A 24,529-nucleotide genomic window follows, 5' to 3' on the forward strand; every position below is an offset into this window, starting at 1 on the left:
CGAACCCCCGCTACTTCCGCTGCCGTCGGCACCGATTCCGGCGGCGGAGGCCAAGGCGGGATTGATCATCAGCATTGCCGAACCGGCGAAGAGAGCGGCGGACATCCCCGCCAAGCGTGGTCCGTAGGCAGAGAAGGCAGGCTTGTTGCGCGGGGACAGGTAGGCGTGTGCCGTGGTCAGTTCCGAACGTGCCGCACTGCCCGAGGTGGTGCGATCGAAGTTGAGCCCGAGCAGCGGGATGCTGAACCCGGTGACGAGTACGGCGAGAATCAGAAACTAGACGGGCTTGTCGTTGTGCAGTCCGAAAGCAACGCGGACGATACCCACGGCCACCAGGATCTTCAACGGAACTGTGGAGAGAAAGATTGAACGCCTGGTGCTGTCGGAGGTCAGGTATCCCCGGTCCGCCAAAGAGTTTCGTAGGCGAGCTGTTTCCACCGTCATGCGCTCGGCGAGTTGCCGCCGACGATGGGGTAGAGCCTGCTGGGCCAGGCGCTGGTACACGGTGAGGGTGTACCAGTCCAGGGTTTCGTCGCCAGGGCCCAACGGGCGCAGGACAGCGCCGTCGGTGGTGATCAGATCAGCGCTACGCAGGATTGCCAACGATGCTGCGATGGCGCGTGACTCGCCGGTGAGCATTCCGACTTCCGGAGGCGTCAGTTGTTCGGCGGAATACCCGTGCTCGGTTGAGTACCCGTGCCGGCGTGCCCGGATCATCAGACGCCACACCAGAGTGAGAACCATGAGCGTGGCCGATACGGCTATGTAGCCGTAGAGGAAATCCTCGCTGGGGATCCCCCACGTGTCGGCTGCATGCGTGCTCATCCCCCACACCCCCCGCCGCCGCAACTGCTACCGCTGCCGCCACCGCCGTCCGAGCCGGACGATCCGGATGAGGAGCCACAACTGTAGTAGCTCGAACCCCCGCCACCCGGGCTGTACGCGGCGCCCGCAGCCACCGCTCCCGCCAGCGCGGGATCGATCAGAACCAGAGCGCCCGAACCGAAGAGCGCCGCCGAGAGCCCGGCGAGCGAGGGACCGTAGCTCGTGTACGCGGGCCGCAGTTTCGGTGAGAGGTACGAGTTTTCGTGCTTGAGGCGTCGAAGCTCGCTGTCGCCCAAAGCTGTCCGACGACGCTTGATGCGGAGAAGTGGAATCATCAGCGCGAGAACGATGATGGTGAGGAGCAGAAACCCGACCGGCTTACCGCCGGCGATGCCGGCGACGAGACGGACTACGCCGAGACCAATTACCGCCAGGATCGGAACGGTCCGAAAGGCAGCAGTCAGCCCGTCCTGCGGGCGTTGCAAGTATCCCTCGTCGATCAGCGTCGTACGTAGTTGTGCGAGTGCGACGTTCAGCCGTCCCATCAGACGCACCTGCCGCAGCGGGACCTTTCCGTTGCCGAGTCGCTTGTGCACGGTACGGGTGAACCAGTCGAGACGACTCTTGTCCTCCGCAGTGAGTGCCAGCTTGGTCTTTCCTTCGGTGCTGATCAGTTCGGCGCTACGCAGAATAGCCATCGACGCCAGCACCGCTTGGTAGTCACTGGTCAAGGCACCGATCTCGGGAGGAGTGAGCGGCCGACGGACCGAGTCGACGACCACGGGCGACCGGCGCGCAGTCATTCGGCTGTACAGCGAGAGTCCGATCGCGACGGCAGCCGCCACCAGGTACCACTGAAGGAAAGTCTGGCTGGGGATCCCCCACGTGTCGGCTGAGTAGTAGTTGTTCACCGCACTCACCCCCCACAGCTCACGGTGCTCGAGAAGGTCGAGCAACTGGACGGTGAAGATCCGCCGCCGCATCCGGGTGCCCAACCGCCGTCGCGACCCGGACCGAAGAGTGCCGCGGCAATACCCGCAGACGTTGCCCCGTAGGTGGCAAACGACGGTTGGAAATTCGGTGTGAGGTAGGAGTATTCGTCCTTCAAGCGACTCAATTCGACCTGGCCGAAACGAGTGCGTCGGCTCAGGCGGAGAAGGGTTACGACTATCAGGGCGAGGCAGACGACAACGAGCGGAAGGTATCCCACCGGGTTCTCGTTCACGACAGTGAATCCGGTCCTGATCGTGCCGACCACGGCGACGATAACGACCGGTACCACGGACAATCGCGTCAAAGTGTGTTCACGATTGCCGTTCAGGTAGCCGGCCTGCACCAGGTCACTACGAAGCTCCAACAGGGGCAGCGGAAGTGTCGGCACGAGCCGGGAGGGCACGGCAGTTCCACCGGCGTCGTCGATCCGCTGGCGGACGATGCGGGTGAAGCGGTCATGCTGACCCTGGCCGGCAGAATGTGCAGCACTCTCGAGTTCTGCCACGGCAGCGCGTACCGCACGCTCGTCGCTGGTCAGTACTCCCATCTCCGGTGGTGTGAGTGTGCGCAATGCAGGTGTGGGCTTGCGCATGGCGACGCCTCTGATCACAAGTGCGATCACCACAGCTCCGGTGGCAGCGGCGACGTACCACCCGAGGAAAGCCTCGGTGGAAATTCCCCACGTATTCGTATGATCATGCATCGCACACCACCTCTCGATGAACTCCTGAGAACCAGTCCAGTCTCTTTGTCCGACAACTGATGTCAGTATCGGGCCAGTACCCGGAAAAGCGATATCCGGGTGGCCATCGTCATCATTCCGTTACCGGCGAACTGGGGATTTACCGGCCGGTAGGTCGAAGCACGATCTCCGTGGTGTGTGCGTCGGACGGTGTTTCGACGGCAGTGAGTACGGCACGCGCCACAGTGGAGGCCTTCAGGAAGCGCTCCGGGTCGTACTCGTCGCCCTCGCCGGCGACGATGTCGCGCTGCATATCGGTGTCGATCCGACCGGGGTGAATGGAGGTGACCCGCAAGGAGGGCTCTTCCAGGCGAAGTGCGTCTCCGAAAGCGCGCAGGGCGAACTTGCTGGCCGCGTACGAGCCCCAGCCGGCGTTGGCGCGCAGTCCGGCACCCGAATTGATCAGTACGACGTGGCCACCGGCTGCCCTGAGGGCAGGAAGGAGGACACGAGTGAGTTCGGCGACGGCGATGACGTTTGCCTCGAGGGTGCGCCGCCACTGATCGACCGAGGATTCCTCGATGGTTCCGATGTCGGCCACGCCGGCGTTGTGTACCAGCACGTCGAGCGTCGTGATGGACGAGGCAGCGACCGCGACGGCGTCGTAGTCCGTGAGGTCGAGGGGTAGGGGCGTCGATCCGGGTAGTTCCGCGCAGATCGGTTCGAGGGCCTGCGCGGATCGTGCACCGAGCAGCAGGTCGTGTGTCGGCGCCAGTTCGCGTGCGATGGCAGCTCCGAGGCCGCGACTGGAACCGGTGATCAAGGCAGTAGGACGCATGGTCCGAGCCTATCGAGTGTGAATTGTTTGGCTATACGAACTTGTGTATTTGTTTACCCACATATTAGAGTTCGACCATGACGACTCGCGACGCGAAGAACTTCCGCCGCCTGGGAATTGCCGCCCTCGCCGCCCTGCTTCTCTCCAGCTGTTCTGCGGTGAATTCCGGCTCCGATGACGACCGCCCGGTGGTGCTCACCACGTTCACCGTGCTGTCGGACATCGCCCAGAACGTTGCCGGCGATCACCTTCGCGTCGAGTCGATCACCAAGGCGGGGGCGGAAATTCACGGCTACGAGCCGACGCCCGGAGACATTCGGCGGGCGAGCGAAGCCGATCTGATCCTCGACAACGGCATGAACCTCGAGGCGTGGTTCGCGAAATTCGTCAACGGTCTGGACGTGCCACACGTCGTGGTCAGCGACGGTGTCGAAGGCATTCCGATCGCCGGTGACGCGTATGCGGGCAAGCCCAATCCGCATGCGTGGATGTCTCCGTTGAATACGCAGATCTACGTCGACAACATGGTGACTGCTTTCAGTGACCTCGACCCGGACAACGCCTCGGCATTTGCGGAGAACGGCGCGAAGTACAAGGCGGAACTGCAAGCAGTGCAGGACGGCCTGGTCAGTGGGCTGGCGGCATTGCCCGCAGGTCAGCGTGCACTCGTCAGTTGCGAGGGTGCGTTCTCCTATCTGGCCAGGGACGCGGGACTTAGCGAGGCCTACATCTGGCCGGTCAATGCCGAGCAGCAGGCGACGCCGCAGCAGATCATCGCCGCGATCGACTTCGTCCGGGCCAATTCCGTTCCCGCCGTCTTCTGCGAGTCGACGGTCTCGGATGCCCCCATGCAGCAGGTTGTCGGGGCGACCGGTGCGAAATTCGGTGGGACGCTGTACGTCGACTCGCTGTCCGAAGCCGACGGTCCCGTGCCCACCTACCTGGACATGATTCGCCACGACACCGACGTCATCCTCGGCGGTCTGACCGGCGATAAATCATGAACGAAGCCATTCGCGTCGAAAACGTCAGCGTTCACTACGGCGAGGTCCACGCACTGGACCATGTCGATCTGACGTTGAATTCCGGAAGCGTCTGCGGACTGATCGGTATGAACGGTTCAGGAAAGTCGACCCTGTTCAAGGTGATCATGGGAATGATCAAGCCGGACAACGGCTCTGTGAGAATCGCCGGTCTCGACGCAGCCGCTGCGCGCAAGAGCGGGCGCGTCGGATACGTGCCGCAGAGTGAAGACGTCGACTGGACCTTCCCGATCAGTGTCCGTGACGTCGTGATGATGGGCAGGTACGGCCACCTCGGGTTCTTGCGACGTCCGCGGCGTGTAGATCGCGAGGCGGTGGCAGAGGCCCTCGAGCGAGTAGAACTCACCGAATTTGCGGATCGTCAGATCGGTCAGCTCTCGGGTGGTCAGAAGAAGCGCGCCTTCGTCGCACGCGGTATCGCACAGGACGCGTCGATACTGTTGCTGGACGAGCCTTTTGCCGGCGTCGACAAGCGTTCCGAGGCAACGATTTCGACGCTGCTACGAGAGTTGGCTTCCGACGGCCGATCGATCTTGGTCTCGACTCACGACCTCCACGCCGTGCCGAAACTCTGCGACGAGGCGGTACTGCTCATGCGCAAGGTTCTGGTGCACGCCGACCCGGACACCGTGCTTCAACCGGAAAACCTCGCCCTGGCTTTCGGTCTCGACGTGATGGACAGGACCTGATCGATGAACCTCGTTGAACTGCTACTTGATCCTCTCGAGTACGGATTCATGGTGCGCGCGTTGGCCGTTGCGGTTGTGGCGGCGGTTGTCTGCGCGGTGCTCAGTTGTTGGTTGGTGCTCATCGGGTGGTCACTGATGGGCGATGCCGTCTCGCACGCTGTCCTGCCCGGTGTTGTCCTCGCCTACGTCGTCGGCGCTCCATTTGCCATCGGGGCCTTGATCTTCGGGCTGATCGCCGTCGCACKGATCGGACTGATCCGTAACACCAGCCGCGTCAAGGAAGACGCCGCGATCGGTATCGTCTTCACGACTCTCTTTGCGTTCGGTTTGGTTCTCATCTCGGTGACCCCCAGCCAGACCGATCTCAACCACATCATTTTCGGCAACCTGCTGGGGGTGAGCTCGTCCGATCTTCTGCAGGTCGCGATACTCGGCGCGTTGGCGTTGAGCATTCTGTTGATCAAGCGTCGCGATCTGACGTTGTTTGCCTTCGACCCGATCCATGCCAACGCGATAGGTCTTTCGCCTAAGCGTCTCGGAGCGCTGCTACTCGGCGTCCTCGCACTCACGTCCGTTGTGGCGCTGCAAGCTGTCGGAGTCGTGCTGGTGGTGGCGATGCTGATCATCCCCGGCGCGACGGCCTACCTTCTCACTGACAAGTTCTCGCGGATGCTGGTGATAGCTCCGGTGGTTTCCGCAATCTGCGCGATTACGGGTATCTACGTCAGCTACTACCTCGACACAGCTTCCGGGGGCATGGTTGTGATGACGCAGGGCATCGTATTCGCCCTGGTGTACCTGTTCAGCCCGTCGCAGGGGGTCATCGCGAAATGGACTTCGCAGCGGCGTAGGACCCGAGCGGAATACAGCGCCGTGGCTTGACGGGCGGTCTTGATCGTTCGTCCAGTTAACAATCCGCTACCAAATCGGGTAGGTTCGTACGGGCATTCGTCACCACAAACATTCCGGCCGCAACGATGCCGGCTGCAAGACAATCGGTGGTGACGCCTTGAACACCGATGGGCCCTTCGATGACGCAGTTCCGAGCACGACGCACGTGGCTGGTTCTCGGCGTCGTTGTTGCGGTCATCGTCCTCGCCGGATCCGGGCTGCTCAGCCCACGAACCTCGGTTCTGGTGGACGATGTCGCCCAGCTCGTCGGCGGCGCCACTGCGACTGTGGTCTGTTGGTGGACGTCGCGGCGCCATCACGGAGTCGAGCGTCGTTGGCGAACTCTGATGGCTCTCGGTATGGCCGGCTGGACCCTCGGAATGTTCTTCTGGGCGTTCTACCGCTCGGTTCTCCACGTACCACTTCCGTCGCCGTCGATCGCGGACATCGGTTTCTTCATGTTCCCGGTGTTTGCCGTACCGGCGCTTCTGTCGCTGGTACGTGAGTCTCCCCGGCGTGAGGCGATCGGCCCGATCCATCTCTGGCTCGTGCTGACGCTCGACGGTCTTGTCGTTGTCGGTGGATTGTTCATCCTCACGTGGACGACCGCCCTGGGCGCCGTCGTTCATACCGGTCCGACGGGATCTCTCGGGTTTCTTGTCGCGGTGATGTATCCGATCACCGACTTCGTTCTGATCGCGATGGTCTTGCTGATGGTCATCGGGCCGAAGGCCGTTGCCGAGATCCGCGAACCGCTGACGTTCCTCGGGTGCGGGTTGGTGATGCTCTCCCTTTCGGACAGTTTGTACGCGTACTTGGTCGCGATCGGCGCCGAGAGTATGCCGACCATCGCCGATGCCGGGTTCATCGCGGGGCCGCCTTTGATCGCCTTGGCGGCGCTGACGAAGCGAACCGAGCCTCGGAACCGCGACGCGCCACAGCAGTGGCGAAGTGATCGGACTCAGTTGCTGCTGCCGTATCTGTTGATCGCGGTGATCGCGACGATCGTGTCTGTTCAGGCACTGATCGTTGGCAATCTCGATGCCGTGGTCGTGATACTCGGCGTCGGCGTGCTGGTTCTCGCGCTGGTGCGCCAGATACTCACGCTCCTCGAGAACGACGCGCTCCTCCAACAGATCTCCGCTGCGCAGGACGAGCTCCGGTACCGAGCGCATCACGACCCACTCACCGAGCTCGCCAACCGGGCCGCGTTCGACGAACACTTCGCGAGCGCCATCGAGAACTACCGCCTCACGAACTCCGATTGGGTGCTGATGCTTGTCGATCTGGACGACTTCAAACAGGTCAACGATCGTTACGGGCACCCGGCCGGTGACCGGTTACTGGTTGCCCTCACGGCGCGTCTGCGCGAAGCGGTTCCCGAGAGTGCATTTGTCGCTCGATTCGGCGGCGACGAATTCACCGTGCTTCTGCAGGGCCCGATCGACGACGCCGTCGTCGTAGCCCGCCGGATCGTCGACGCGCTCAGTTCTGATCAGACTGCAGAAACATCGGTGTCGGTGGGTGCGAGCGTTGGTGTCGCGAAGTTCGAGTTGGCGGACGAGCCGCTGAGTGCACACGCTCTTCTCCGCCGAGCCGATGCGGCGATGTACGAGGCGAAGAGAAGCGGGAAGGGCGCCGTTGTCGTCTACTGCGATCGCCGCGAAGACTAGCGCCGTAAGAGTGCGAAGATCGTTGCCGGTGAACCCGATCCGGCCTTGTTGATCGCGCCACCGACAAGGATGCTCGCCCCGGTGGTTGGCAGGGCGGCAAGATTGTTCAAGTTCTCCAGGCTGATTCGATGCTTGTCGTACAGGAGCGTCGAGACGGGGTAGGTCTCGTCGTTTCCGAGGTCGGGACCGAAGGTGTCGGTTCCCAATGCTCCGCGGGTGCCCAAGCGTCCGGTGTCTATCAGCCACTGCGCCGCGTCCACCGAGAATCCGGGTTGGTGGGTGACACCCTCGGCATCGGCGTTGGCATATTCTTCGCTACCCCAGCGCGATTCCCAACCGGTCCAGAGAACTACGGCCGCTCCATCGGGGATCTTGCCGTTGCGCCTTTCCCACTCCTGAAGGTCCGAGACCGTGAGCGCATAGTCCGAATCGGCGGCAGCCTTGTCCCGGATGTCGATCTTCACTGCGGGAAGGAAGAGGTCGGCCGGATCGAGTTGGTCGGCTGTGAGTCCACCTTCCTGAAAGTGCGCGGGTGCGCCCCAATGTGTGCCCGTGTGTTCACCCTCCTTGACGTACTGGAGGTAGTAGCCGTCGTCTGCGATGGTTGCCGCTGTGTCGAGAGTGAACGCGGGATCGCCGGGAAAAATCGGCGTGGTCGCGGGGTCGTTCACGTGGGAGAGCGAAACGACCTGCAACAGCTCATCCAACGGGGTTGTTGCGTCTTGGCTGCTTCCGGAACTGCTACCCATGTCGATCACCTGAGGCCCCGCTACCAGCGCCAGGCCTGTGGCTGCGCGCTGAAGTAACTGTCGTCGTTTCATCGATCCCCCGCCAATTTGCCCGAATTGAGAGTGTTGCAATCACTTTCGCTCCTTGAACACTAGGACAGAACCTTAGGCTGCGGCGGACCATGACGACCAATCCACATCGCGGACGGCTATCACCTGTCCGTGCGGTCGGTGATCTACGTACTGCGGATACTTTGCGGCCAAAGCGTCGATTGCGCTCTCGGACTCCTTGGTACCGGGGCCGAGGACCTCCGCGCGTCCGTCGACGCGGACCCACCAGAGTGCGGACCAGTTGTCGTCGTAATGATCGACGAGCAGGCTCGCACGCCCCGTCTCGGTGATGTTCCGGAGCCTGCGAAGAGCGGTGGTGGTCTTCGGTTTGTGGTCGACGCAGGAATAGACGGTGTCGCCGACCAAAACGAATACCAGCGGCACGATATGCGGAACGCCGGCCGCATCTGCCGTTGCCAGGTGAGCCACCCGCGCGGCTTCAAATCGTGCTCTCGGGTCGTCCATATTCACAGCGTAAGGGGATCAAGGCTTGCCGCGAGCCGCTGCTGACGGAACAGTGGTCTCATGGAACCGGATGAAGCGCTTCGGGAGATCGCCTACTGGCTCGAACGATCACGCGCTGAAACGCACCGCGTCAAGGCCTATCGCCGAGCTGCGGAGGTCTTTGCTGGATTGTCCGACGAGCAGAAGGAGTCTCGCCGGAAGGCCGACAGTTGGAAGGCTCTCACCGGCATCGGGCCCAAGACGGCAATGATCATCGCCCAGTCGTACGACGGCGTCCCCGAGTATCTCGAGGAACTGCGGGGGCAGGCCGAGCCCATCGGAGACGGCCCATTGCGCCAAGCGCTGCGCGGCGATCTCCACACACACTCCGACTGGTCCGACGGCGGAAGCCCCATCGAAGAGATGATGCGACGCGCAGCAGCACTCGGCCACGACTACTGCGCCCTCACCGATCATTCGCCTCGCCTCACTGTTGCCAACGGGCTGTCCGCGGAGCGCCTACGTTCTCAACTCGACGTGATAGCCGGGTTGAATGCCGAACTGGCTCCCTTCCGCATCCTCACGGGAATCGAGGTGGACATCCTCGAGGACGGTTCACTCGATCAGGATCCCGATCTACTCGACGAACTCGACATCGTGGTGGCGAGCGTGCACTCGAAGCTGCGGTCCGAACGCGAGGCGATGACCCGCAGAATGCTTGCTGCAGTGCGAAATCCGCGTGTCGATATTCTCGGGCATTGCACCGGGCGTCTTGTCGAGGGTGCTCGCGGAACCCGGCCCGAGTCGCAGTTCGATGCGGAGAAAGTGTTCGAGGCTTGCCGAGAATCAGGGACCGCCGTCGAGATCAACTCCCGACCGGAGCGTCGTGACCCGCCTTCGCGTTTGATCGAGTTGGCCCGCGATCTCGATTGTCTCTTCTCCATCGATACAGACGCCCATGCCCCCGGTCAGCTGGCTTGGCAGGGCTACGGCTGTGACCGGGCCGAAAAGTGCGGCGTCGAAGCGGATCGGGTGATCAATACGTGGACCGCCGAAAATCTTCTGGAGTGGGCGGGCAATTGACGGTCTCGGCACGCGCGCTGCTGTTGGTGGCGTCGCTTTGCCTGGCCACCGCTTGTTCGGCTCCCTTCTGGCGAGATTCGGTGTACTTCACACCTCCTGAGGCTCGGGTGTTCGAGACTGCCGACTGTCTCGGAATTGAAGTCGCATGGGGCCTGTTCGGTGTCGATCTGTATTCGCGTCCGAAACACGAAACAGGGTATCCTCCATCTGATTTCGAACCAGTGGCAGTATTTCGTTGCGAAGTCGGCGAAGACGCCTCCGGAGCGCTGACCGTCGACATGGTTCGACTCGAAGGTGACGTAGCCGCCGTCAAGGATGCATATCGTGTCGACTCCAAACGCTTTCCCGACAATGTCGTTGCGAGTTGTGTCACAAGCGAACTGGTTCCCGTCAAACTGTGGATGGTCAATAGTGCCGGACAAGTGATGTTTCCGGCCTGGCCGTCGAGTCCGTGCGGCTTTCAAGTCGGGCCTCTCGATTCGCTTCGATCTCTGCATGAAGTCGAACGTGTCCGAACTTCGTTGAGTCTTTCTCCGACGATGGCGAGTTGCGATCGCTCGTCTGCCCTTCAATTCGACCGGACAGATGCCAGAGAAGTCGACAAGGCGCGCGAGCAGTTCGAGAGAGGCGAAGTCTATGACCCGCTCGACAATGAGCTGGCTACGCCTGTCGCTGATGTTGCAGGACTATCCGTGTGCCGGCATGAATCTCAGACAGCCGCGGACGTTATTCGCCTGACCGAAGCGGAGAGTCGAGACGTGGTTGCCGCCATAGCCGATGCTCCTATAGCTCCGCCTTGTGATCAGATCGCGACAGCGACAGCATCATCAACCCTCCTACGGGTGGACGGTTCGGGCGGTACTCCTGTGAGCGTGGAGTTGGATGGATGTCGCCGTGCCGCCCTTTCCGGCTATCGAAGCACGCCGGAATGGGTCACCGAGGCGTTTGCTCGGTGACCTCCGGGTTCAGATCCGCGTGGTGGAGCGACGGGGTTTCTGGTCGGGGTCGATGCCTGGCGGTGGGATGAACCAGGGCAGGTGATCAGCGCCTACCTGGATTTCCCATTGTCCGGTGAATCCGGGTTTTCGGTGCATCAGGGTGTGGTGGGTTCGGCAGAGCAGGACCAGGTTGTCCATGACGGTTGGTCCTCCTTTTGCCCAGTGTTTGATGTGGTGGGCGTCGGTCCAGGCAGGGACGCAGTCGCAGCCGGGGAAGGCGCATCCTTTGTCGCGGGCGATCAGGGCGGTGCGTTGTGCCGCGGTGACAAGCCTTTTGAGTGGGGTGACGTCGAGTGGGGCACCGTTTTCGTCGAGGAGGACGGCGCCGAGCATGCAGTCGCAGGCGATCATGCGGGTGCGGCCGACGCTCAGTGGTCCCATCCAGGGCATGTGGCCGACATCGAGATCTTGTTTGTCGAGATCCGGCATGCCAAGGTCCAGGGTGTCGAGGTCGTCACGGTCGGACGGGTCGGTAGTCGTGGTGCGGCCTGTTGAGTCGCCTGCGGTGGAGGCGCATTCACGGTGGTAGGCCAGGTCTTTGGCGTTGATGTGCACGTTCAGGTGTGGGCGTTGGCCGCCGTCGATACCGGTGGCAGCGTTGTCGAGGTAGCGCCGGATGAGTTCTGCCATGGCGTCTGCGTTGCGTGTGGCGGCGGGTCGTTTGTCGGGTGTGCCGTCCTTGGCGGGGGTGGGCATCGAGAGGCTGGAGAGGGCGGAGAGAAGCATCTCGCCGGTCACTCCGTCGAAATCGCCTCGGACGGCCACTCTTCCGTTGAGGGTCGGGGAGATGCGCAGTTCGTTGCGATCGGTGTCTTCGCTTGGTGGTATGTCGTCGGATTCGAACATGTGCTCGAGGACGCTGATGGCGTAGCGCAGTTTGACGGTGGTTGCTTCGACGCCGGATGCTGCGGCGAGGAGTGTGTCGCGGCAGTACGGTAGCGCGGCGTCGGGCATTGTTTTGGGTGGGGATTCGCAGAACGCCACGATCAGTGCCGCGTGCTCGAAAGTGAGGTCGCCGGAGTCGAATTGGTCTTCGATCTCGGGGAATGACCGTAGGGCTTTTCCCAGGGCTGCGATTCTTCTGCCGGTGGAGATTTGCAGCATGGTGTGGTTCGCGAGCCATTGTCCGGTGCCGCGGTAGCAGAGTACTTGTTCGTCCGGGTTCAACGTCAGGGTGTCGACGGCGGCCACTCGAATGGCTTCCAGGCGAAGGATTTCCGCTGACGCGGTGATGGCGATCTCGCGGACGTCGGTGGGGTGCAGCCGCCACAATCGTCCGCGCACACCCACAGCGGAGCTGTTGACCACGGCAGTGACAGCGTCGTCGGTGATGTCGATCGTCATGAGAACCCCCCGTTCCACCTTCCATCATACTCGAACATACTTTCGAGTCAAGGGTTTTTTTGGGGGGAAGGTGAGGCTGAGCCTGCCGTCGCGATTCTATTGTTCGAGAGGAGATTCCGCCTCTAGAGCATCAGCGCCGGATCTGTAGTCAGTTCGATGTTCAGCCACGGTTCGTAGGGGAGATCGGCGAGGCTGGTGGCGAACGAGCGTCGTACTGCGTCTTCACCGTCGATGTCCCAGCTGTGTGGCGCGACCATGAACGTCGCTTCGATATACAGCTTGCGACCCACCTTGCTCATGGTGAGAGTCGGTTCGTCCAAGCCGAATTCGTCGCGGACTGCGGTGATGGCTTCGCGCACGCGGGCCTGAACGTTTTCGCCGGGAGCACCTTCGAGGAGTTCGATCAGTGCGGTTCGCAGGAGTGCGTACGGTTGCGGGACCAGCATCGCGCAGCCGAGGAGGACCAAGACGGAGTCGACATATCGGTCGGCGTCGGAGAAATCGGTGCGGCCCAGGATCATTGCGACGACAGCACCGACTGCGACCAGCGCACTGAAGGCAGCCGACGCTCCCCATTGCCTGGCTTCGGCGACGAGCAGATCAGATGTGCGGTCGACTTGTCCGACGTAGCGCCAGATGATGATCGACACCACTGCGCTGACAGCGCCGTATGCCACCAGCGACCCCGCGGTGACGTCGGCCCCGCCCGCGAGAATGACACGAACTGCCTCGACTGCGGCGTACGCGAGTGTCGCCAGTAGTGCCATGCCCTGGACAGCGATGACTACCGGGATCAATGCCTCCTTACCGAACGGGAAGCGTGCGGTGGGGCCCGAGTCGGCTACCCGCGAGACCCGCAGCGACAGCGCCGTCAACACCATTCCGATGAGGGCGCACACACCGTCGAGCAGGATCACCTGGGACTGAGAGATCCAGCCCCAGAATGCGGCGAGCACAGCCAACGCCGTTGCGACCACGAGCGAGTACCGCAGAGCCTTGCGTTCGCGGGTAGCGCTGTCTTCCTTGGTGCCCATGAAATCCAAACCGCCTGTCCGTTTCGATATTCCTTCACGTAGGAATACCAGCAACGACGCGCAGGCACGGCATCAGTGGACCAATTGCGCTGCCAGATCGAGAAAGTCCTCGGCGTTGATGTCGAACTCGTCGGAGAATGACACATCGGGATTGCCCCTGGCTCCGAATTCGAGTGGTCGGGCTATGAAGGCTGTGCGGAACCCGAGAGCTTTGGCCGCCCGGATGTCATATTTGTGGCTGGCAACCATCATGATCTCGGCCGTGTCGAACCCGAGGTATCGAGCAGCCAGGTGGTAGATCTTCGGATCTGGTTTGAAGACACCGGCCATTTCGGCGGTGAAGACGGCATGCCATGGCAGATTTCCGTGCCGGGAGATGCTGACTGCGGCATTCACATCGGCGTTGGACAAGGCAGCGATTGTGTACTGCTGGCGCAGGGTTGTCAGGCCTGCGACGGTGTCCGGCCACGGGTCCAGGAATTTCCAGGCGGTGGTGAGTTCTTCCTGTTCGGCATCGGAAAGTTCGATGCTCTCGCGGGCCAACAGCTTGCGCAGAGCCTCGCGGTACACCGAATGTACTGTCACCCATTCGCCTGTGGAGTCGTCGGCCTCGGAGGTGTTCGCGAAGTACTCAGCGCGCCAGAGATTGACGAATCTTGGCCAGTCGACGTCGGCGTCGGTGATCCGACGGGCCTCGCGGCACAGGGTGCTGTGAAAATCGGTCGCTGTGCCCTGGACGTCGAACAGCAGTGCTTTGATCTTCTCGCGCACAAGCCCTCCACTTCGAGATCGCCTGACGGTGTTGCCACATTATCGCGGTTACGGCGCCCGATTCGTGCTCGATGAGCGCAAAGGCGCCGCGCGTCGCAAAATAGACATCTATGGCCGACCGCGGATTTACCCCGACTCAGCTCGCCGCCCGAGCTGCCTACCTGCTGCGCGGAAACGACCTGGGCACGATGACCAGCGCTGCCCCGAAGCTGTATCCCCACATGTGGAGCTGGGACGCCGCGTTCGTCGCGGTAGGTTTGGCGCCGCTCAGCGTCGAACGGGCGGTAGTAGAGCTCGATACCTTGCTTTCGGCTCAGTGGAAGAACGGAATGATTCCGCACATCGTGTTCGCGAACGGTGTCGACGGCTACTTCCCCGGCCCGACGCGTTGGGATGTCAATGCGTTGGCAGCGCATGCTCCTTTGGGTACCGCTACGTCGGGAATCACCCAACCCCCCGTTCACGCGATTGCGGTGCAGCGGATTCTCGATCATTCGCGTCGGCACGGACGTACGACGCGTGCGGTCGCGGAAGAGTTCCTCGACCGGCGCTGGAGTGATCTGGTTCGGTGGCACCGCTGGTTGGCGGAGGCCCGCGATCTCGACGGCAACGGCCGCATCGCGCTCTATCACGGGTGGGAATCGGGGATGGACAATTCTCCGCGATGGGATCTGGCGTACGCGAATGTTGTTGCGGGACAAGTGCCTGCGTATCAGCGCGCTGATCTCGCTGTGGTGACCGACTTGTCTCAGCGACCCACGGATCACGAATACGACCGCTACCTTTGGCTTCTCGAAGAGATGAAGGCCGTGAGGTACGAGGATTCTCAACTCGCCACTGCCATGAGTTTTGCCGTGGAGGACGTGTTTGTCAGTGCGGTTTTCTCGATGGCATGTGACGTTTTGGCAACTATCGGTGAGGAGCATTCGCGACCAAACTCCGACGTCCGTGATCTGCGCGGTTGGGCAGATCGATTCCGGCAGGGCGTAATTGCCACCACCGATGAACGATCGGGTGCAGCAAAGGATTTCGATCTTCGCACCGGACGATGGGTTCATACCGAGACCATCGCGATGTTTGCGCCGTTGCTGTGCGGCGGCCTGAGCCGTGATGCCGAGCGCGCGCTGTTGCGCACTTTCGAGGGGCCCAAATTCTGTGGTCACCCGGACATGCGATTTGCCGTCCCACCGTCGACGTCGCCGGTTTCCGGCGATTTCCGTCCTCGGGAGTATTGGCGTGGCCCGGTGTGGCCGGTGATCACGTGGTTGTTCTCGTGGGCGTTCGCGCGTCGGGGGTGGGCCGAGCGATCGCACGTCTTGCGTTCGGAGGGGTTGCGGCAGGCCAGTGATGGCAGCTTTGCCGAATACTACGAGCCTTTCACCGGTGAGCCGCTGGGCAGCATGCAACAGTCGTGGACCGCGGCGGCTGTTCTCGATTGGCTCGGTTGAGTGAACATTCCCTGAATTAGCGGACAAAACGGACTAGTCGACCTTACTCTCGGGAAATGGTCGAGCGACGGATCGTCAGGACACTGGGCAAGCTCACCCCGATCGCGATGGCAGCTGCCATCGCGATCACGGCACCTGGCCTCGCCGCTGCCGACGCTCCCCGCGGCCCGGACGTCTCGTCGTGGCAGCACGTGGACGGAACCGGAATCGACTGGTTCCAGGTCAAGGCGTCAGGGCACGAGTTCGCGATGGTCAAGGCCACCGAGTCGCTCAACTACGTCAATCCGTACTTCATCCAGGATTGCCTGGTCATGCGCGCCGCCGGCGTCTCGCGCGGGGCCTACCACTACGCAGATGTTCGCCAGTCCCCCGAAGCCCAGGCCGCCTTCTATTCGGCGATCGTCCTGGGTATCAACGGACCTGGTGACCTGCCGCCCGTCCTGGATCTCGAGGACGCGAAGGGACTGCCCGCCGGTCAGGTCATCGACTGGACTCATCGCTACCTGAATACAGTCCAGGCACTGACCGGGCGGCAGCCAATCATTTACACGTATCCCAACTTCTGGCGCACTCAGATGGCCAACACCACCGAGTTCAACCACTACCCGCTGTGGATCGCCGATTACAACGGGCAGAACGCTCCGGGCCCGCTGCCCGGCGGTTGGTCCAACTGGACCTTCTGGCAGTACACCAGCACCGGACGCATCCCCGGGATCACCGGAAACACTGATATCAACGTTTACAGCGGGGCGCAGGGCGATTTCGATCGCTACGCCAACAGTGTGGGGTTCGGCAGCAGCTAGTTTGCGGCGGGGGCCCTTGGCTCCGTGGTGCCCGGTTCGGGCCCTTTCGCCCTCGATGCATTTGCCTCGAGGCACGCGGAAGGGCCCTTTTTGGCACTCTTGTGACGCTTGGCTGGTTAGTCCGGTTGTTGCTCGTCAGTTACGAGAATTCTGCCGAGTGGTAGCCACGGTCGCTGAACTTTCGACTAGCTGAGCAGGATCAGAAAATAGCTATGGCAGAAAATGAGCAGGACTGCTCCAACCGAAAAGCTACAAAACGGACTTGAAGTTGGGTCTGGATCGAAGGCGCCGACCCGGTTTCGGTCGAAGATGGCGCCTCGCAACCCAATTATCGGAGCGCCGGAGTGCTTCGTTACCGGCAGCCGTCGCCGGGTGCGGTCTGGACCAATTCGATAAATTTCTACGTGCTTGCACGGGCGATTGGACTCCATTCAGTACGGAGTTTCCGTTCATGGTTCGAGGGGCTGTGGCGCATCCAACAGGCCTTATCCATATTGGGCATTCGTCCAGATTCCTGGTCGCCTCGAAGTTGGTCGTCACCCGATCTGGTCAGCGGAAACGCTGAATGCCATCGCGTCCGGCGCAGTGCCGTGCGCCGAGGGCTGAATTGTTCGCTTGAACAACGCTGCTCCTCGAAGCTTGTCCGATCTACGAACAAAAACGTCGATCGGTCTGCTTTGTCTGACTTTCGATGGGCAAGCTCCCGGTTATCTGTTATCTTGAACCAGATAACTGGAAGGTTGCTCTCGATTTGCACGGATTTCGAGGGCCAAGGTCCTGTTCAGGGCGGCTCTTCCAACACGCAGGTGTTTCCGAAGAGGAGCTCGAATGACAGGACCGGCAACAGCGTCCGGTGTGAGGTCGATCAGCCGAAAACAGGCGGATCGACCCGAACCAACCGATCAATCGGGAGTTCGCGCCAGCGCTCTCGCATCTCCGTCCACCGAACATCGATCAGGCACATCCTGGGGAGTAAGAAATGCCTAACGACATACCGCCGACAAGGTCGGCCTTATTCACCGCAGGGCTCCCGCCCTGGGTGCGAGCGTGGACGGTGGTGTGGACCGCCATCGCGATGATTCTCGGCCTCTCCGGCGCGACGGCAGTAGCTGCATCAGCGCAGCCGGCCGCGACGCTCGGCGGTCCCGTTCAGGCTCAGACGCCGGCTCGTGCTGCTGTCCTGCCGGACGAGCAACCGCCCACGGGCTGTGCGTTCAGTGCGCCCAACACCGGCAATCTCTCGCAGAACATCTGCTGGATCGATATGTCGACGTTCAACCAGGCTGCCGCAACCTCAGCAGCTGGACAGCCGATGACGGTCAAGCTGACGGATATCTACTCCATCAGCTTCAATGCCAAGCTGGTCAACTCGATCGACGGATCCACGACAAAGCCGCATACGGGCGTCACTGCGCGTCCCTTGCCTGCCGAGGCGAAATTCTCGTCGCTCGGCACTGTCGCGTATACGGGTGTTCCCAACACAGTCAAGCCTGCTTTGTACCAAACGGTTCCGGACATGAACGGGTCGACGAGGGTCCAGTCCGGCGGAACAGTCAAGCTCGACAATATCGTGATGAATGGGCCCAACGGAGCCGTCAACAACTACGGGCTTGTCGTGGCGGATGCCGAATCGACGGACCCTGTTGCCGCAAACAACAAGGAATTCCTGTCGTTCCAGTCGGACAAGAGCTTCCGTCAGATCGATCGCACCATGGGTATACCCGGAACTGCCGGATGGCCGCCGATTCGGGCCTGCAACGGCACGGTCGGGGGTGCCGATGGACTGACCGGGTTGGGAACGAACTCGGTTCGGTGCGACTCGTGGTGGGACAACGATTTCAGCAAGAATTACTCACCTGGAGCGGTAGTACTGGCTGCGACAGCGCCGACTTCCTTCGCGGGCACTTTCGGAAACACCACGGATTCAACGTCCCGACAGGGTGTTGCGTTCGGCATCTTGTTGCCGAGGGTCAAGATCGACAAGGAACTTACGCGAGTCAGTCCTGGCGACGACTTCACCATCGGAACAAGCACCGGTACTTTCGCCGATGCAAATGCCGCGAGCGGACAGGTGCTCAAGACCACCGATACCGGAGCTACGGATACCACCGCGTCCACCGGTTGGCGGATGCTCCTCGCTGACACGACGCCTACCCCCGTCACGTTCTGGGAGAAGCCCACTACTTCGGCGACCAAGACCGCGAACTACGCGACGAAGTGGGACTGCCAGGTCAATGGTGTGGCCAAGAATCTTCAAGCTGGTGGAGTTGCGCAGACAGCATTAGCACCTGGTGACAACGCGTACTGCAAGATCATCAATACCCCGGTTCTCGTGAAGAAGTCGTCGTCACCACCTACCGGTGAGACGGTCAATATCGGCCAAACAATCACCTACACTCTGAATTTCGAGAATCCCGGCACTGCGCCGGCAACGATCGACTACACGGACTTCCTTGCCGACGTCATTGATGACGGAACGGTTGCGGTCGGTGCTGCTACAGGCGGACTCACCGCTGCATTGAATGGCACCGACAAGATCAAAGTCGGGGGCACATTGCCAGCCGGCGGCAAAGGGACTGTCACCTACACCGTCACGGTCAAAGACGGTGGTAACAAAGTCCTGAACAACTACCTCGTTCCGGGGACAACAACTCCTCCCACAACATGTGATCCTGCAACCAATCTCTGCACGACGCATCCCATGCCCGGGTTCACGGTCGCGAAGACCGCTGTGCCCGCGACAGGTTCGACGGTTCAGGCCGGCGATACCATTACGTACACGGTCACCGGTGCTAACACCGGCAAGACCGCCCTAACTCCCGCGACGATCAAAGACGATCTGAGTGCGGTTCTCAACAATGCTGCTGTCGTTCCGGGCTCGCTGAAGGCGACCGTCGACGGTGCTGCTGTCGCTGCTCCGACCCTGTCGGGCAGCATTTTGTCGTGGTCCGCCAATCTCCAGGCTGGTAAGTCTGTTGTTCTGACCTACCAGGTGAAGGTCAATGCCGGCGTTGCCGCGGGCACGGTTCTGAACAACAAGGTCACCGGTACTGCGAAGCCACCCACCGGTCCGGACATCACTCCTCCTACGGTGGAGACGAATCACTCGGTTCCCGGCTTCAAACTGGAGAAGACTGCTGATCCGATTTCCGGTTCAACGGTTCAGGCCGGCGAGTCGATCAAGTACACCGTCACCGGAACCAACACCGGTAAGACGAAGCTCGATCCGGTAAAGATCAACGATGATCTGGGTGCGGTTCTCAATAACGCCGCTGTCGTTCCCGGTTCGCTGAAGGCGACCGTCGACGGTGCTCCTGCTGCTGATCCGACTCTGTCGGGCACCACCCTTTCGTGGACTGGTTTTCTCGAAGCCGGTAAGTCCGTCGTTCTCACCTATGAGGTGAAGGTCAACGACGGCGTTGCCGCGGGCACAGTCTTGAACAACAAGGTCACCGGTACTGCGAAGCCGCCGACCGGTCCGGAGATCACTCCTCCTTCTGTGGAGACGAATCACTTGGTTCCGGGTTTCACGGTCGCGAAGACTGCGGATCCGGCCTCGGGTACCAATGTTGCTGCTGGTCAGACGATCACGTACACGGTGACCGGTGCGAACACGGGTAACACGACCCTTGATCCGGTGGTGTTGACCGATGATCTGTCGAAGGTTCTCGACAACGCCGCGTTGGTGGACGGTTCGCTCAAGGCAACAAGGTCACCGGTACTGCGAAGCCGCCGACCGGTCCGGAGATCACTCCTCCGCCGGTGACGACCGAACACCCGGTGGTGTCTCCGAAGATCGCTGTGGTGAAGTCCTCTGATCCGGTGTCGGGTTCGAATGTTGTTGCCGGTCAGGACATCAAGTACACGCTCACGTTCTCGAACACCGGTAACGGTGCGGGTGAGGTCGCGTACTTCGACGATCTGCGTCAGGTTGTGGACAAGGGTGCATTGAGTGGTTTGACTGCTGATGCTCCGTTGGCTGCGACGATGGTCGGCASSGATGGTTTCTCGGTGACGGGGACCTTGGCGGCCGGCGAAACGAAGACGGTGACGTATTCGGTGAAGGTCAATGCCGATGTGGTCGGTGGGGTGTTCGTGAACAACTTCGTTGTTCCGGGTACGACTCCGCCGGTTGATCCTCCGGAGGTGTGTGATCCGGCGACKCAGCTGTGCACGACGCATCCGGTGGTGTCTCCGAAGATCGCTGTGGTGAAGTCCTCTGATCCGGTGTCGGGTTCGAATGTTGTTGCCGGTCAGGACATCAAGTACACGCTCACGTTCTCGAACACCGGTAACGGTGCGGGTGAGGTCGCGCACTTCGATGATCTGCGTGGTCTGCTCGACGATGCTGATCTGGTTGCGGGCAGCTTGAGTGCTGATGCTCCGTTGGCTGCGACGATGGTCGGCACGGATGGTTTCTCGGTGACGGGAACCCTGGCGGCCGGCGAAACGAAGACGGTGACGTACACCGTCACGGTCAAGGCTGATGCCGATCGCGTTGCGGCGAATGCCGACAACACGGTGCTCAACTTCGTTGTTCCGGGTACGACTCCTCCGGTTGATCCTCCGGAGGTGTGTGATCCGGCGACGCAGCTGTGCACGACGCATCCGGTTCAGGTTCCGGGGTTCACGGTCGCGAAGACTGCGGATCCGGTCTCGGGTACCAATGTTGCTGCTGGTCAGACGATCACGTACACGGTGACCGGTGCGAACACGGGTAACACGACCCTTGATCCGGTGGTGTTGACCGATGATCTGTCGAAGGTTCTCGACAACGCCGCGTTGGTGGACGGTTCGCTCAAGGGAGGCCGGTAAGTCGGTTGTTCTGACCTAYCAGGTGAAGATCAACGACGGTGTTGCCGGCGGCGTTCTGGTCAACAACAAGGTCASCGGTACWGCGAAGCCGCCGACCGGTCCGGAGATCACYCCTCCGCCGGTGACGACCGAACACCCGGTTGATGGCACTCCCGCAATCGAGGTACTGAAGTCCTCTGACCCGTCCACCACGAACCGTGTGGTTGGCGGCCAGGAGATCACGTACACGCTCACGTTCAAGAATGTGGGCACCGCGGATGGTGAGATCAGCTTCTACGACGATCTGACCGATGTTCTCGACGATGCAGTAATGACGAAGAATCCGGCTACTACTTCCACGCTGGTTGTTTCGGGTGTCGTCGACAGCGTCTTCACGGTCACCGGAAAGCTGGCCAAGGGTGAGAGCGCGACGGTGACGTACACCGTCAAGGTCAATCCTGAGATCGGAACGTTGTCAGGTCCCGGATTCACTCCGGGCGTCCTGAACAACTACCTGGTGGTTGGTGGCGAGAACCCGCCGGTGGACTGTGTTCCGGGCGACGCTCTCTGCACCGAACACCCGGTGGACCCGCCGGAGACCACCACCACGGTGCCTCCGACGACCACCACGACGCCGCCGGTCACGACGGAGCCCTGTGTTCCTCCGACGACGACGACCACGCGGATGGTTCCGACCACAACGGCTGCGACGACGACGGCTAGCGCGACCACTGCCGGTGACGCTGATGTGACCGGTACGGAGGAATCCACCACCACGGAGGAGACCCCCACAGAGGAGACCACGACAGAAGAAGTTGTCGCGGAGGAGATTGTGGATCCGTGTGGCGTGACGACAACGACGCCGCCGACGACAACGCCGCCGGTCACGACAGTTCCGCCGACCACGACGGTTCCGAACACGACGGTGCCGGTTACACCGACGATCATCATTCCCCCGATCGTCGTTGTGCCTCCGATCGTCGTACCGCCGACGGTTCCGGGTCAGCCGGTTCCGAGCACGGTTCCGGGACAGCCGAAGCCGCCGACAGCAAACCCGGGTCAGCCGGGTCAGCCGAAGCCGCCGACGTCTGCTCCTCAGGGTGGAACGATCAACTCGGGTGGTGGCGCTGGTGAGAGTGGCGTGAACACCGGGTTGCTCGCGGCAGGCGGTTTGGTTCTGCTGCTGGCGCTGGGAACGGGTGTTGTTCTCCTGACGCGTAAGCGTCGCGAGGATGGTGACAACTGATTCTCTTGAGAATCTGAGGTAAACGACGTGGGGCAGATCGCAGAGGAGGCTGGGCGGAACCACCGTCGGGCCAATGGGATGCGGGGCTTTCGATGCTGGCGTCGTCGGTCTCGCCGGGGTGCTGGACGCAGACGATGACGCGCTTCTCGTCCACGATGGGGCCGCAGGTTTCGGCGCCGACGGGAACGGTGAGGAACTGCTTTGTTTCACCGCGGTTTTCGCCTTCGAGGACAACACTGAACAGTCCGTCGTTGGATTTGAGTGCGTTGCCGTCGGTGGAGATCCACAGGTTGCCGTGCGGGTCGAAGGCAAGGTTGTCCGGGCATGAGATGGGGCTGACCTTGCTCTTGTCGAACCCGCCGAAGTAAGTATCGGCTGTGGCCGGATCTCCGCAGACGAGAAGAAGATTCCAGCCGAAGGTGGTGCCGGCGTGGTCATCGGTGATTTCGAGGACCTGGCCGTTCTTGTTGTTGTTCCTCGGGTTCGCCTCGTCGGCCGCGGCACCACCGTCGACTCCGCGCTTGGTGTTGTTGGTCAGTGCGACGTAAACCTTGCCGCTCTTCGGGTTTGCCTCGAAGTCCTCGGGGCGATCCATCTTCGTTGCCCCGACCTTGTCACCGGCCTGGCGGGTGAAGACGGCGACCTCTTCGGCGCTCATACCGTCTACCAGCGATTCGCCCTTGCCGTCTTCGCCGGTGCGCAGGATGGCTACCCACTCGCCGGTTCCGTCGAACTTGCCGTCCGACGGGAGTTTGCCGGTTCCGTCGATCTCGCCGGCGGAGTTTCCGCTGAGCTTTGCAACGTACAGTGTTCCGGCGTCGAGCAGAGTCATGTTGTGGCGCATGGCTGCCTGACTCTTGCCGTCCTGCATCTTTCGGCTCGAGACGAACTTGTACATGTAGTCGAAGCGCTCGTCGTCACCGCTGTATGCAACGACGGTGCCGTCCGACGTGATGTAAATGGTGGCGGCTTCGTGCTTGAAACGTCCGAGCGCTGTGTGCTTGATCGGAGTCGACGACGGATCCCAGGGATCGATCTCGACGACGTATCCGAATCGGTTGACCTCGTTGGGTTCTGCGACCAGATCGAACCGCTTGTCGAAGCGTTCCCACTTGCGCTCGGAAGCGGCTCCGGCCAGACCGTAGCGCTTCAGCCGGGCTGCCACCGTGGGATCGGTGACACCCTCGGCGTTCGCGAAGTACTGGTTGAAGTTCTCTTCGCCGGAAAGCACTGTGCCCCAGGGTGTGACGCCGCCAGCGCAATTGTTGAGGGTGCCGAGCACTTTGGTTCCCGTGGGATCGGCACTCGTCTTGAGGAAGTCGCTACCTGCAGCGGGGCCGGTCACGACAAACTCCGTGGTTCCGGTGATGCGGCGGTTGTTCGATCCGATCTCCGGTACCAGCTTGCCGTTGTCGGATTCGCCCTTGACCTGGACGACCGACAGTCCGTGGCTGGCCAGGCCGATCTTGAACTGCTCCTCGGTCGGGTTCTCCGCATCGTAGCCGCGGAACATCGCCGGTTCGGTGGAGTATTCGTGATTGACCACGAGGAGGTAGGTGTTGGGCTGCCCGTCGACCGGGAGCAATCCGGCGAAGTCGTTGTTGAATCCGAACTGCAGTTCCTGTGCTGCCGCAGTCTGCTTGTCGAAGTCGAATGCCGGGGCTCCGGCGAGAACGGCGTCACCCCAACGGATGACGACGGCCTGATCGTATCCGTCAGGGACGGTGACCTTGTCTTCTTTGTTGGGAGCGACAGCGCTGAAGTTCGTCCCCGCTGGTGTGGTTCCGCCGCTGCTGCCGCTCGTTGATCCGGTTCCCGGTTCGGCACTTGCGGATTCGTCCGAACACGCGACGAGGGCGCTGCCCGCTCCCACCGCGAGCACTGCCATGCCGCTGCCCCGGAGCATGCCGCGACGAGTCAGTGCCGTGCGTGCGATATCGCGGAAGTATTCGCCGCCCGAGGTGTTGGGGACCTCATGAGAGCACGCGTTTCCGCACTTGTACTGGCAGGTGATCGACGCGCGTGCAGACACGCCGTCGTGTTTGACGAACAAGGCCAAAGGCTTGATAGCCACCGTGAACTCCCGAGATT

Annotated in this window: 20 protein-coding genes and 1 pseudogene; 11 read left to right on the forward strand and 10 right to left on the reverse strand. The window is 61.6% G+C overall.

Annotation, left to right across the window (positions count from 1 at the left end; genetic code table 11):
* Nucleotides 1-276: 276 nt before the first annotated feature.
* The 4 genes from AC1DWA_RS07990 to AC1DWA_RS08005 all read right to left on the reverse strand — a co-directional run bounded on the left by AC1DWA_RS07990 (nt 277) and on the right by AC1DWA_RS08005 (nt 3,338).
* Nucleotides 277-825, reverse strand: coding sequence for a TIGR04222 domain-containing membrane protein (locus tag AC1DWA_RS07990; RefSeq protein WP_477846542.1), 549 nt, complete (start codon nt 823-825; stop codon nt 277-279).
* A complete protein-coding gene (locus tag AC1DWA_RS07995; RefSeq protein WP_232816824.1) occupies nt 822-1,808 on the reverse strand; it encodes a TIGR04222 domain-containing membrane protein in 987 nt (328 codons plus the stop codon). Before AC1DWA_RS07995 ends, AC1DWA_RS07990 begins: the two co-directional genes overlap by 4 nt.
* Entirely contained in the window at nt 1,742-2,521 is a 780-nt protein-coding gene (locus AC1DWA_RS08000) for a TIGR04222 domain-containing membrane protein (RefSeq protein WP_097386610.1), read from the reverse strand. Before AC1DWA_RS08000 ends, AC1DWA_RS07995 begins: the two co-directional genes overlap by 67 nt.
* 139 nt (nt 2,522-2,660) lie before the next feature.
* The gene (locus tag AC1DWA_RS08005) at nt 2,661-3,338 is read right to left on the reverse strand and encodes an SDR family oxidoreductase (protein WP_097386611.1); all 678 of its coding nucleotides are present in this window, start codon (nt 3,336-3,338) and stop codon (nt 2,661-2,663) included.
* Between the two features lie 77 nt (nt 3,339-3,415).
* Here AC1DWA_RS08005 and AC1DWA_RS08010 point away from each other — a divergent pair, with 77 nt between their 5' ends.
* From AC1DWA_RS08010 to AC1DWA_RS08025, 4 genes are all read left to right on the forward strand, one after another.
* Nucleotides 3,416-4,342, forward strand: a complete 927-nt coding sequence (locus AC1DWA_RS08010; RefSeq protein WP_097386612.1) for a metal ABC transporter substrate-binding protein — start codon at nt 3,416-3,418, stop codon at nt 4,340-4,342.
* Complete coding sequence (locus AC1DWA_RS08015) at nt 4,339-5,070, forward strand: metal ABC transporter ATP-binding protein (protein WP_046379695.1); 732 nt, start codon at nt 4,339-4,341, stop codon at nt 5,068-5,070. Before AC1DWA_RS08010 ends, AC1DWA_RS08015 begins: the two co-directional genes overlap by 4 nt.
* A gap of 3 nt (nt 5,071-5,073) precedes the next feature.
* A complete protein-coding gene (locus AC1DWA_RS08020; RefSeq protein WP_477916568.1) occupies nt 5,074-5,952 on the forward strand; it encodes a metal ABC transporter permease in 879 nt (292 codons plus the stop codon).
* Between the two features lie 149 nt (nt 5,953-6,101).
* On the forward strand, nt 6,102-7,634 hold the full coding sequence (locus tag AC1DWA_RS08025; protein WP_477846543.1) for a GGDEF domain-containing protein: 1,533 nt from the start codon (nt 6,102-6,104) through the stop codon (nt 7,632-7,634).
* Here AC1DWA_RS08025 and AC1DWA_RS08030 read toward each other — a convergent pair.
* Together AC1DWA_RS08030 and AC1DWA_RS08035 are read right to left on the reverse strand one after the other, a co-directional pair.
* The gene (locus AC1DWA_RS08030; protein WP_192804724.1) at nt 7,631-8,383 is read right to left on the reverse strand and encodes a cyclase family protein; all 753 of its coding nucleotides are present in this window, start codon (nt 8,381-8,383) and stop codon (nt 7,631-7,633) included. The genes AC1DWA_RS08025 and AC1DWA_RS08030 overlap by 4 nt on opposite strands.
* Nucleotides 8,384-8,527: 144 nt before the next feature.
* Nucleotides 8,528-8,938, reverse strand: a complete 411-nt coding sequence (locus AC1DWA_RS08035; RefSeq protein WP_477846544.1) for a TIGR03668 family PPOX class F420-dependent oxidoreductase — start codon at nt 8,936-8,938, stop codon at nt 8,528-8,530.
* A 60-nt stretch (nt 8,939-8,998) separates the two neighbouring features.
* On the opposite strand from AC1DWA_RS08035, the gene AC1DWA_RS08040 reads away from it, so the two are divergent.
* Together AC1DWA_RS08040 and AC1DWA_RS08045 are read left to right on the forward strand one after the other, a co-directional pair.
* A complete protein-coding gene (locus tag AC1DWA_RS08040; protein ID WP_019746152.1) occupies nt 8,999-10,000 on the forward strand; it encodes a PHP domain-containing protein in 1,002 nt (333 codons plus the stop codon).
* The gene (locus AC1DWA_RS08045; protein WP_477916570.1) at nt 9,985-10,956 is read left to right on the forward strand and encodes a hypothetical protein; all 972 of its coding nucleotides are present in this window, start codon (nt 9,985-9,987) and stop codon (nt 10,954-10,956) included. Before AC1DWA_RS08040 ends, AC1DWA_RS08045 begins: the two co-directional genes overlap by 16 nt.
* Nucleotides 10,957-10,965: 9 nt before the next feature.
* On the opposite strand, the gene AC1DWA_RS08050 is transcribed toward AC1DWA_RS08045, so the two are convergent.
* From AC1DWA_RS08050 to AC1DWA_RS08060, 3 genes are all read right to left on the reverse strand, one after another.
* Nucleotides 10,966-12,342, reverse strand: coding sequence for an HNH endonuclease signature motif containing protein (locus tag AC1DWA_RS08050; protein ID WP_477846545.1), 1,377 nt, complete (start codon nt 12,340-12,342; stop codon nt 10,966-10,968).
* Nucleotides 12,343-12,464: 122 nt separating this feature from the next.
* Nucleotides 12,465-13,376: a cation efflux transmembrane domain-containing protein gene (locus tag AC1DWA_RS08055; RefSeq protein ID WP_477846546.1), complete on the reverse strand. Its 912-nt coding sequence runs from the start codon at nt 13,374-13,376 to the stop codon at nt 12,465-12,467.
* 72 nt (nt 13,377-13,448) lie between these two features.
* On the reverse strand, nt 13,449-14,147 hold the full coding sequence (locus AC1DWA_RS08060; RefSeq protein WP_020909815.1) for a haloacid dehalogenase type II: 699 nt from the start codon (nt 14,145-14,147) through the stop codon (nt 13,449-13,451).
* A 110-nt stretch (nt 14,148-14,257) separates the two neighbouring features.
* Between AC1DWA_RS08060 and ggh the strand changes: the two genes are divergently transcribed.
* The 5 genes from ggh to AC1DWA_RS08085 all read left to right on the forward strand — a co-directional run bounded on the left by ggh (nt 14,258) and on the right by AC1DWA_RS08085 (nt 22,438).
* The gene (gene ggh / locus AC1DWA_RS08065; protein ID WP_019746148.1) at nt 14,258-15,595 is read left to right on the forward strand and encodes a glucosylglycerate hydrolase; all 1,338 of its coding nucleotides are present in this window, start codon (nt 14,258-14,260) and stop codon (nt 15,593-15,595) included.
* A 107-nt stretch (nt 15,596-15,702) separates the two neighbouring features.
* Entirely contained in the window at nt 15,703-16,398 is a 696-nt protein-coding gene (locus tag AC1DWA_RS08070) for a glycoside hydrolase family 25 protein (RefSeq protein ID WP_370334015.1), read from the forward strand.
* 979 nt (nt 16,399-17,377) lie between these two features.
* Nucleotides 17,378-20,164, forward strand: a complete 2,787-nt coding sequence (locus AC1DWA_RS08075; RefSeq protein WP_477916572.1) for a DUF7927 domain-containing protein — start codon at nt 17,378-17,380, stop codon at nt 20,162-20,164.
* Nucleotides 20,161-21,213 (forward strand): DUF7927 domain-containing protein, encoded by a 1,053-nt coding sequence (locus AC1DWA_RS08080; protein WP_477916574.1) that lies wholly within the window; start codon nt 20,161-20,163, stop codon nt 21,211-21,213. Before AC1DWA_RS08075 ends, AC1DWA_RS08080 begins: the two co-directional genes overlap by 4 nt.
* 22 nt (nt 21,214-21,235) lie before the next feature.
* Complete coding sequence (locus AC1DWA_RS08085; protein ID WP_477916576.1) at nt 21,236-22,438, forward strand: DUF7927 domain-containing protein; 1,203 nt, start codon at nt 21,236-21,238, stop codon at nt 22,436-22,438.
* Between the two features lie 46 nt (nt 22,439-22,484).
* Here AC1DWA_RS08085 and AC1DWA_RS08090 read toward each other — a convergent pair.
* Nucleotides 22,485-24,512 (reverse strand): annotated as a pseudogene (locus tag AC1DWA_RS08090) (PhoX family protein); the annotation flags it as partial.
* Nucleotides 24,513-24,529 lie beyond the last annotated feature (17 nt).

The sequence above is a fragment of the Rhodococcus sp. P4_F3_2 genome, from assembly GCF_056401335.1.

What these genes read in the sequence shown, in the direction of transcription:
- AC1DWA_RS08075 (WP_477916572.1), top strand. Translation starts at nt 17,378, where the DNA reads ATGCCTAACGACATACCGCCGACAAGGTCGGCCTTATTCACCGCAGGG.
- ggh (WP_019746148.1), top strand. Translation starts at nt 14,258, where the DNA reads ATGGCCGACCGCGGATTTACCCCGACTCAGCTCGCCGCCCGAGCTGCC.
- AC1DWA_RS08055 (WP_477846546.1), bottom strand. Translation starts at nt 13,376, where the DNA reads ATGGGCACCAAGGAAGACAGCGCTACCCGCGAACGCAAGGCTCTGCGG.
- AC1DWA_RS08040 (WP_019746152.1), top strand. Translation starts at nt 8,999, where the DNA reads ATGGAACCGGATGAAGCGCTTCGGGAGATCGCCTACTGGCTCGAACGA.
- AC1DWA_RS08050 (WP_477846545.1), bottom strand. Translation starts at nt 12,342, where the DNA reads ATGACGATCGACATCACCGACGACGCTGTCACTGCCGTGGTCAACAGC.
- AC1DWA_RS08035 (WP_477846544.1), bottom strand. Translation starts at nt 8,938, where the DNA reads ATGGACGACCCGAGAGCACGATTTGAAGCCGCGCGGGTGGCTCACCTG.
- AC1DWA_RS08015 (WP_046379695.1), top strand. Translation starts at nt 4,339, where the DNA reads ATGAACGAAGCCATTCGCGTCGAAAACGTCAGCGTTCACTACGGCGAG.
- AC1DWA_RS08070 (WP_370334015.1), top strand. Translation starts at nt 15,703, where the DNA reads ATGGCAGCTGCCATCGCGATCACGGCACCTGGCCTCGCCGCTGCCGAC.
- AC1DWA_RS08000 (WP_097386610.1), bottom strand. Translation starts at nt 2,521, where the DNA reads ATGCATGATCATACGAATACGTGGGGAATTTCCACCGAGGCTTTCCTC.
- AC1DWA_RS07990 (WP_477846542.1), bottom strand. Translation starts at nt 825, where the DNA reads ATGAGCACGCATGCAGCCGACACGTGGGGGATCCCCAGCGAGGATTTC.
- AC1DWA_RS07995 (WP_232816824.1), bottom strand. Translation starts at nt 1,808, where the DNA reads ATGCGGCGGCGGATCTTCACCGTCCAGTTGCTCGACCTTCTCGAGCAC.
- AC1DWA_RS08010 (WP_097386612.1), top strand. Translation starts at nt 3,416, where the DNA reads ATGACGACTCGCGACGCGAAGAACTTCCGCCGCCTGGGAATTGCCGCC.
- AC1DWA_RS08025 (WP_477846543.1), top strand. Translation starts at nt 6,102, where the DNA reads ATGACGCAGTTCCGAGCACGACGCACGTGGCTGGTTCTCGGCGTCGTT.
- AC1DWA_RS08005 (WP_097386611.1), bottom strand. Translation starts at nt 3,338, where the DNA reads ATGCGTCCTACTGCCTTGATCACCGGTTCCAGTCGCGGCCTCGGAGCT.
- AC1DWA_RS08030 (WP_192804724.1), bottom strand. Translation starts at nt 8,383, where the DNA reads ATGGGTAGCAGTTCCGGAAGCAGCCAAGACGCAACAACCCCGTTGGAT.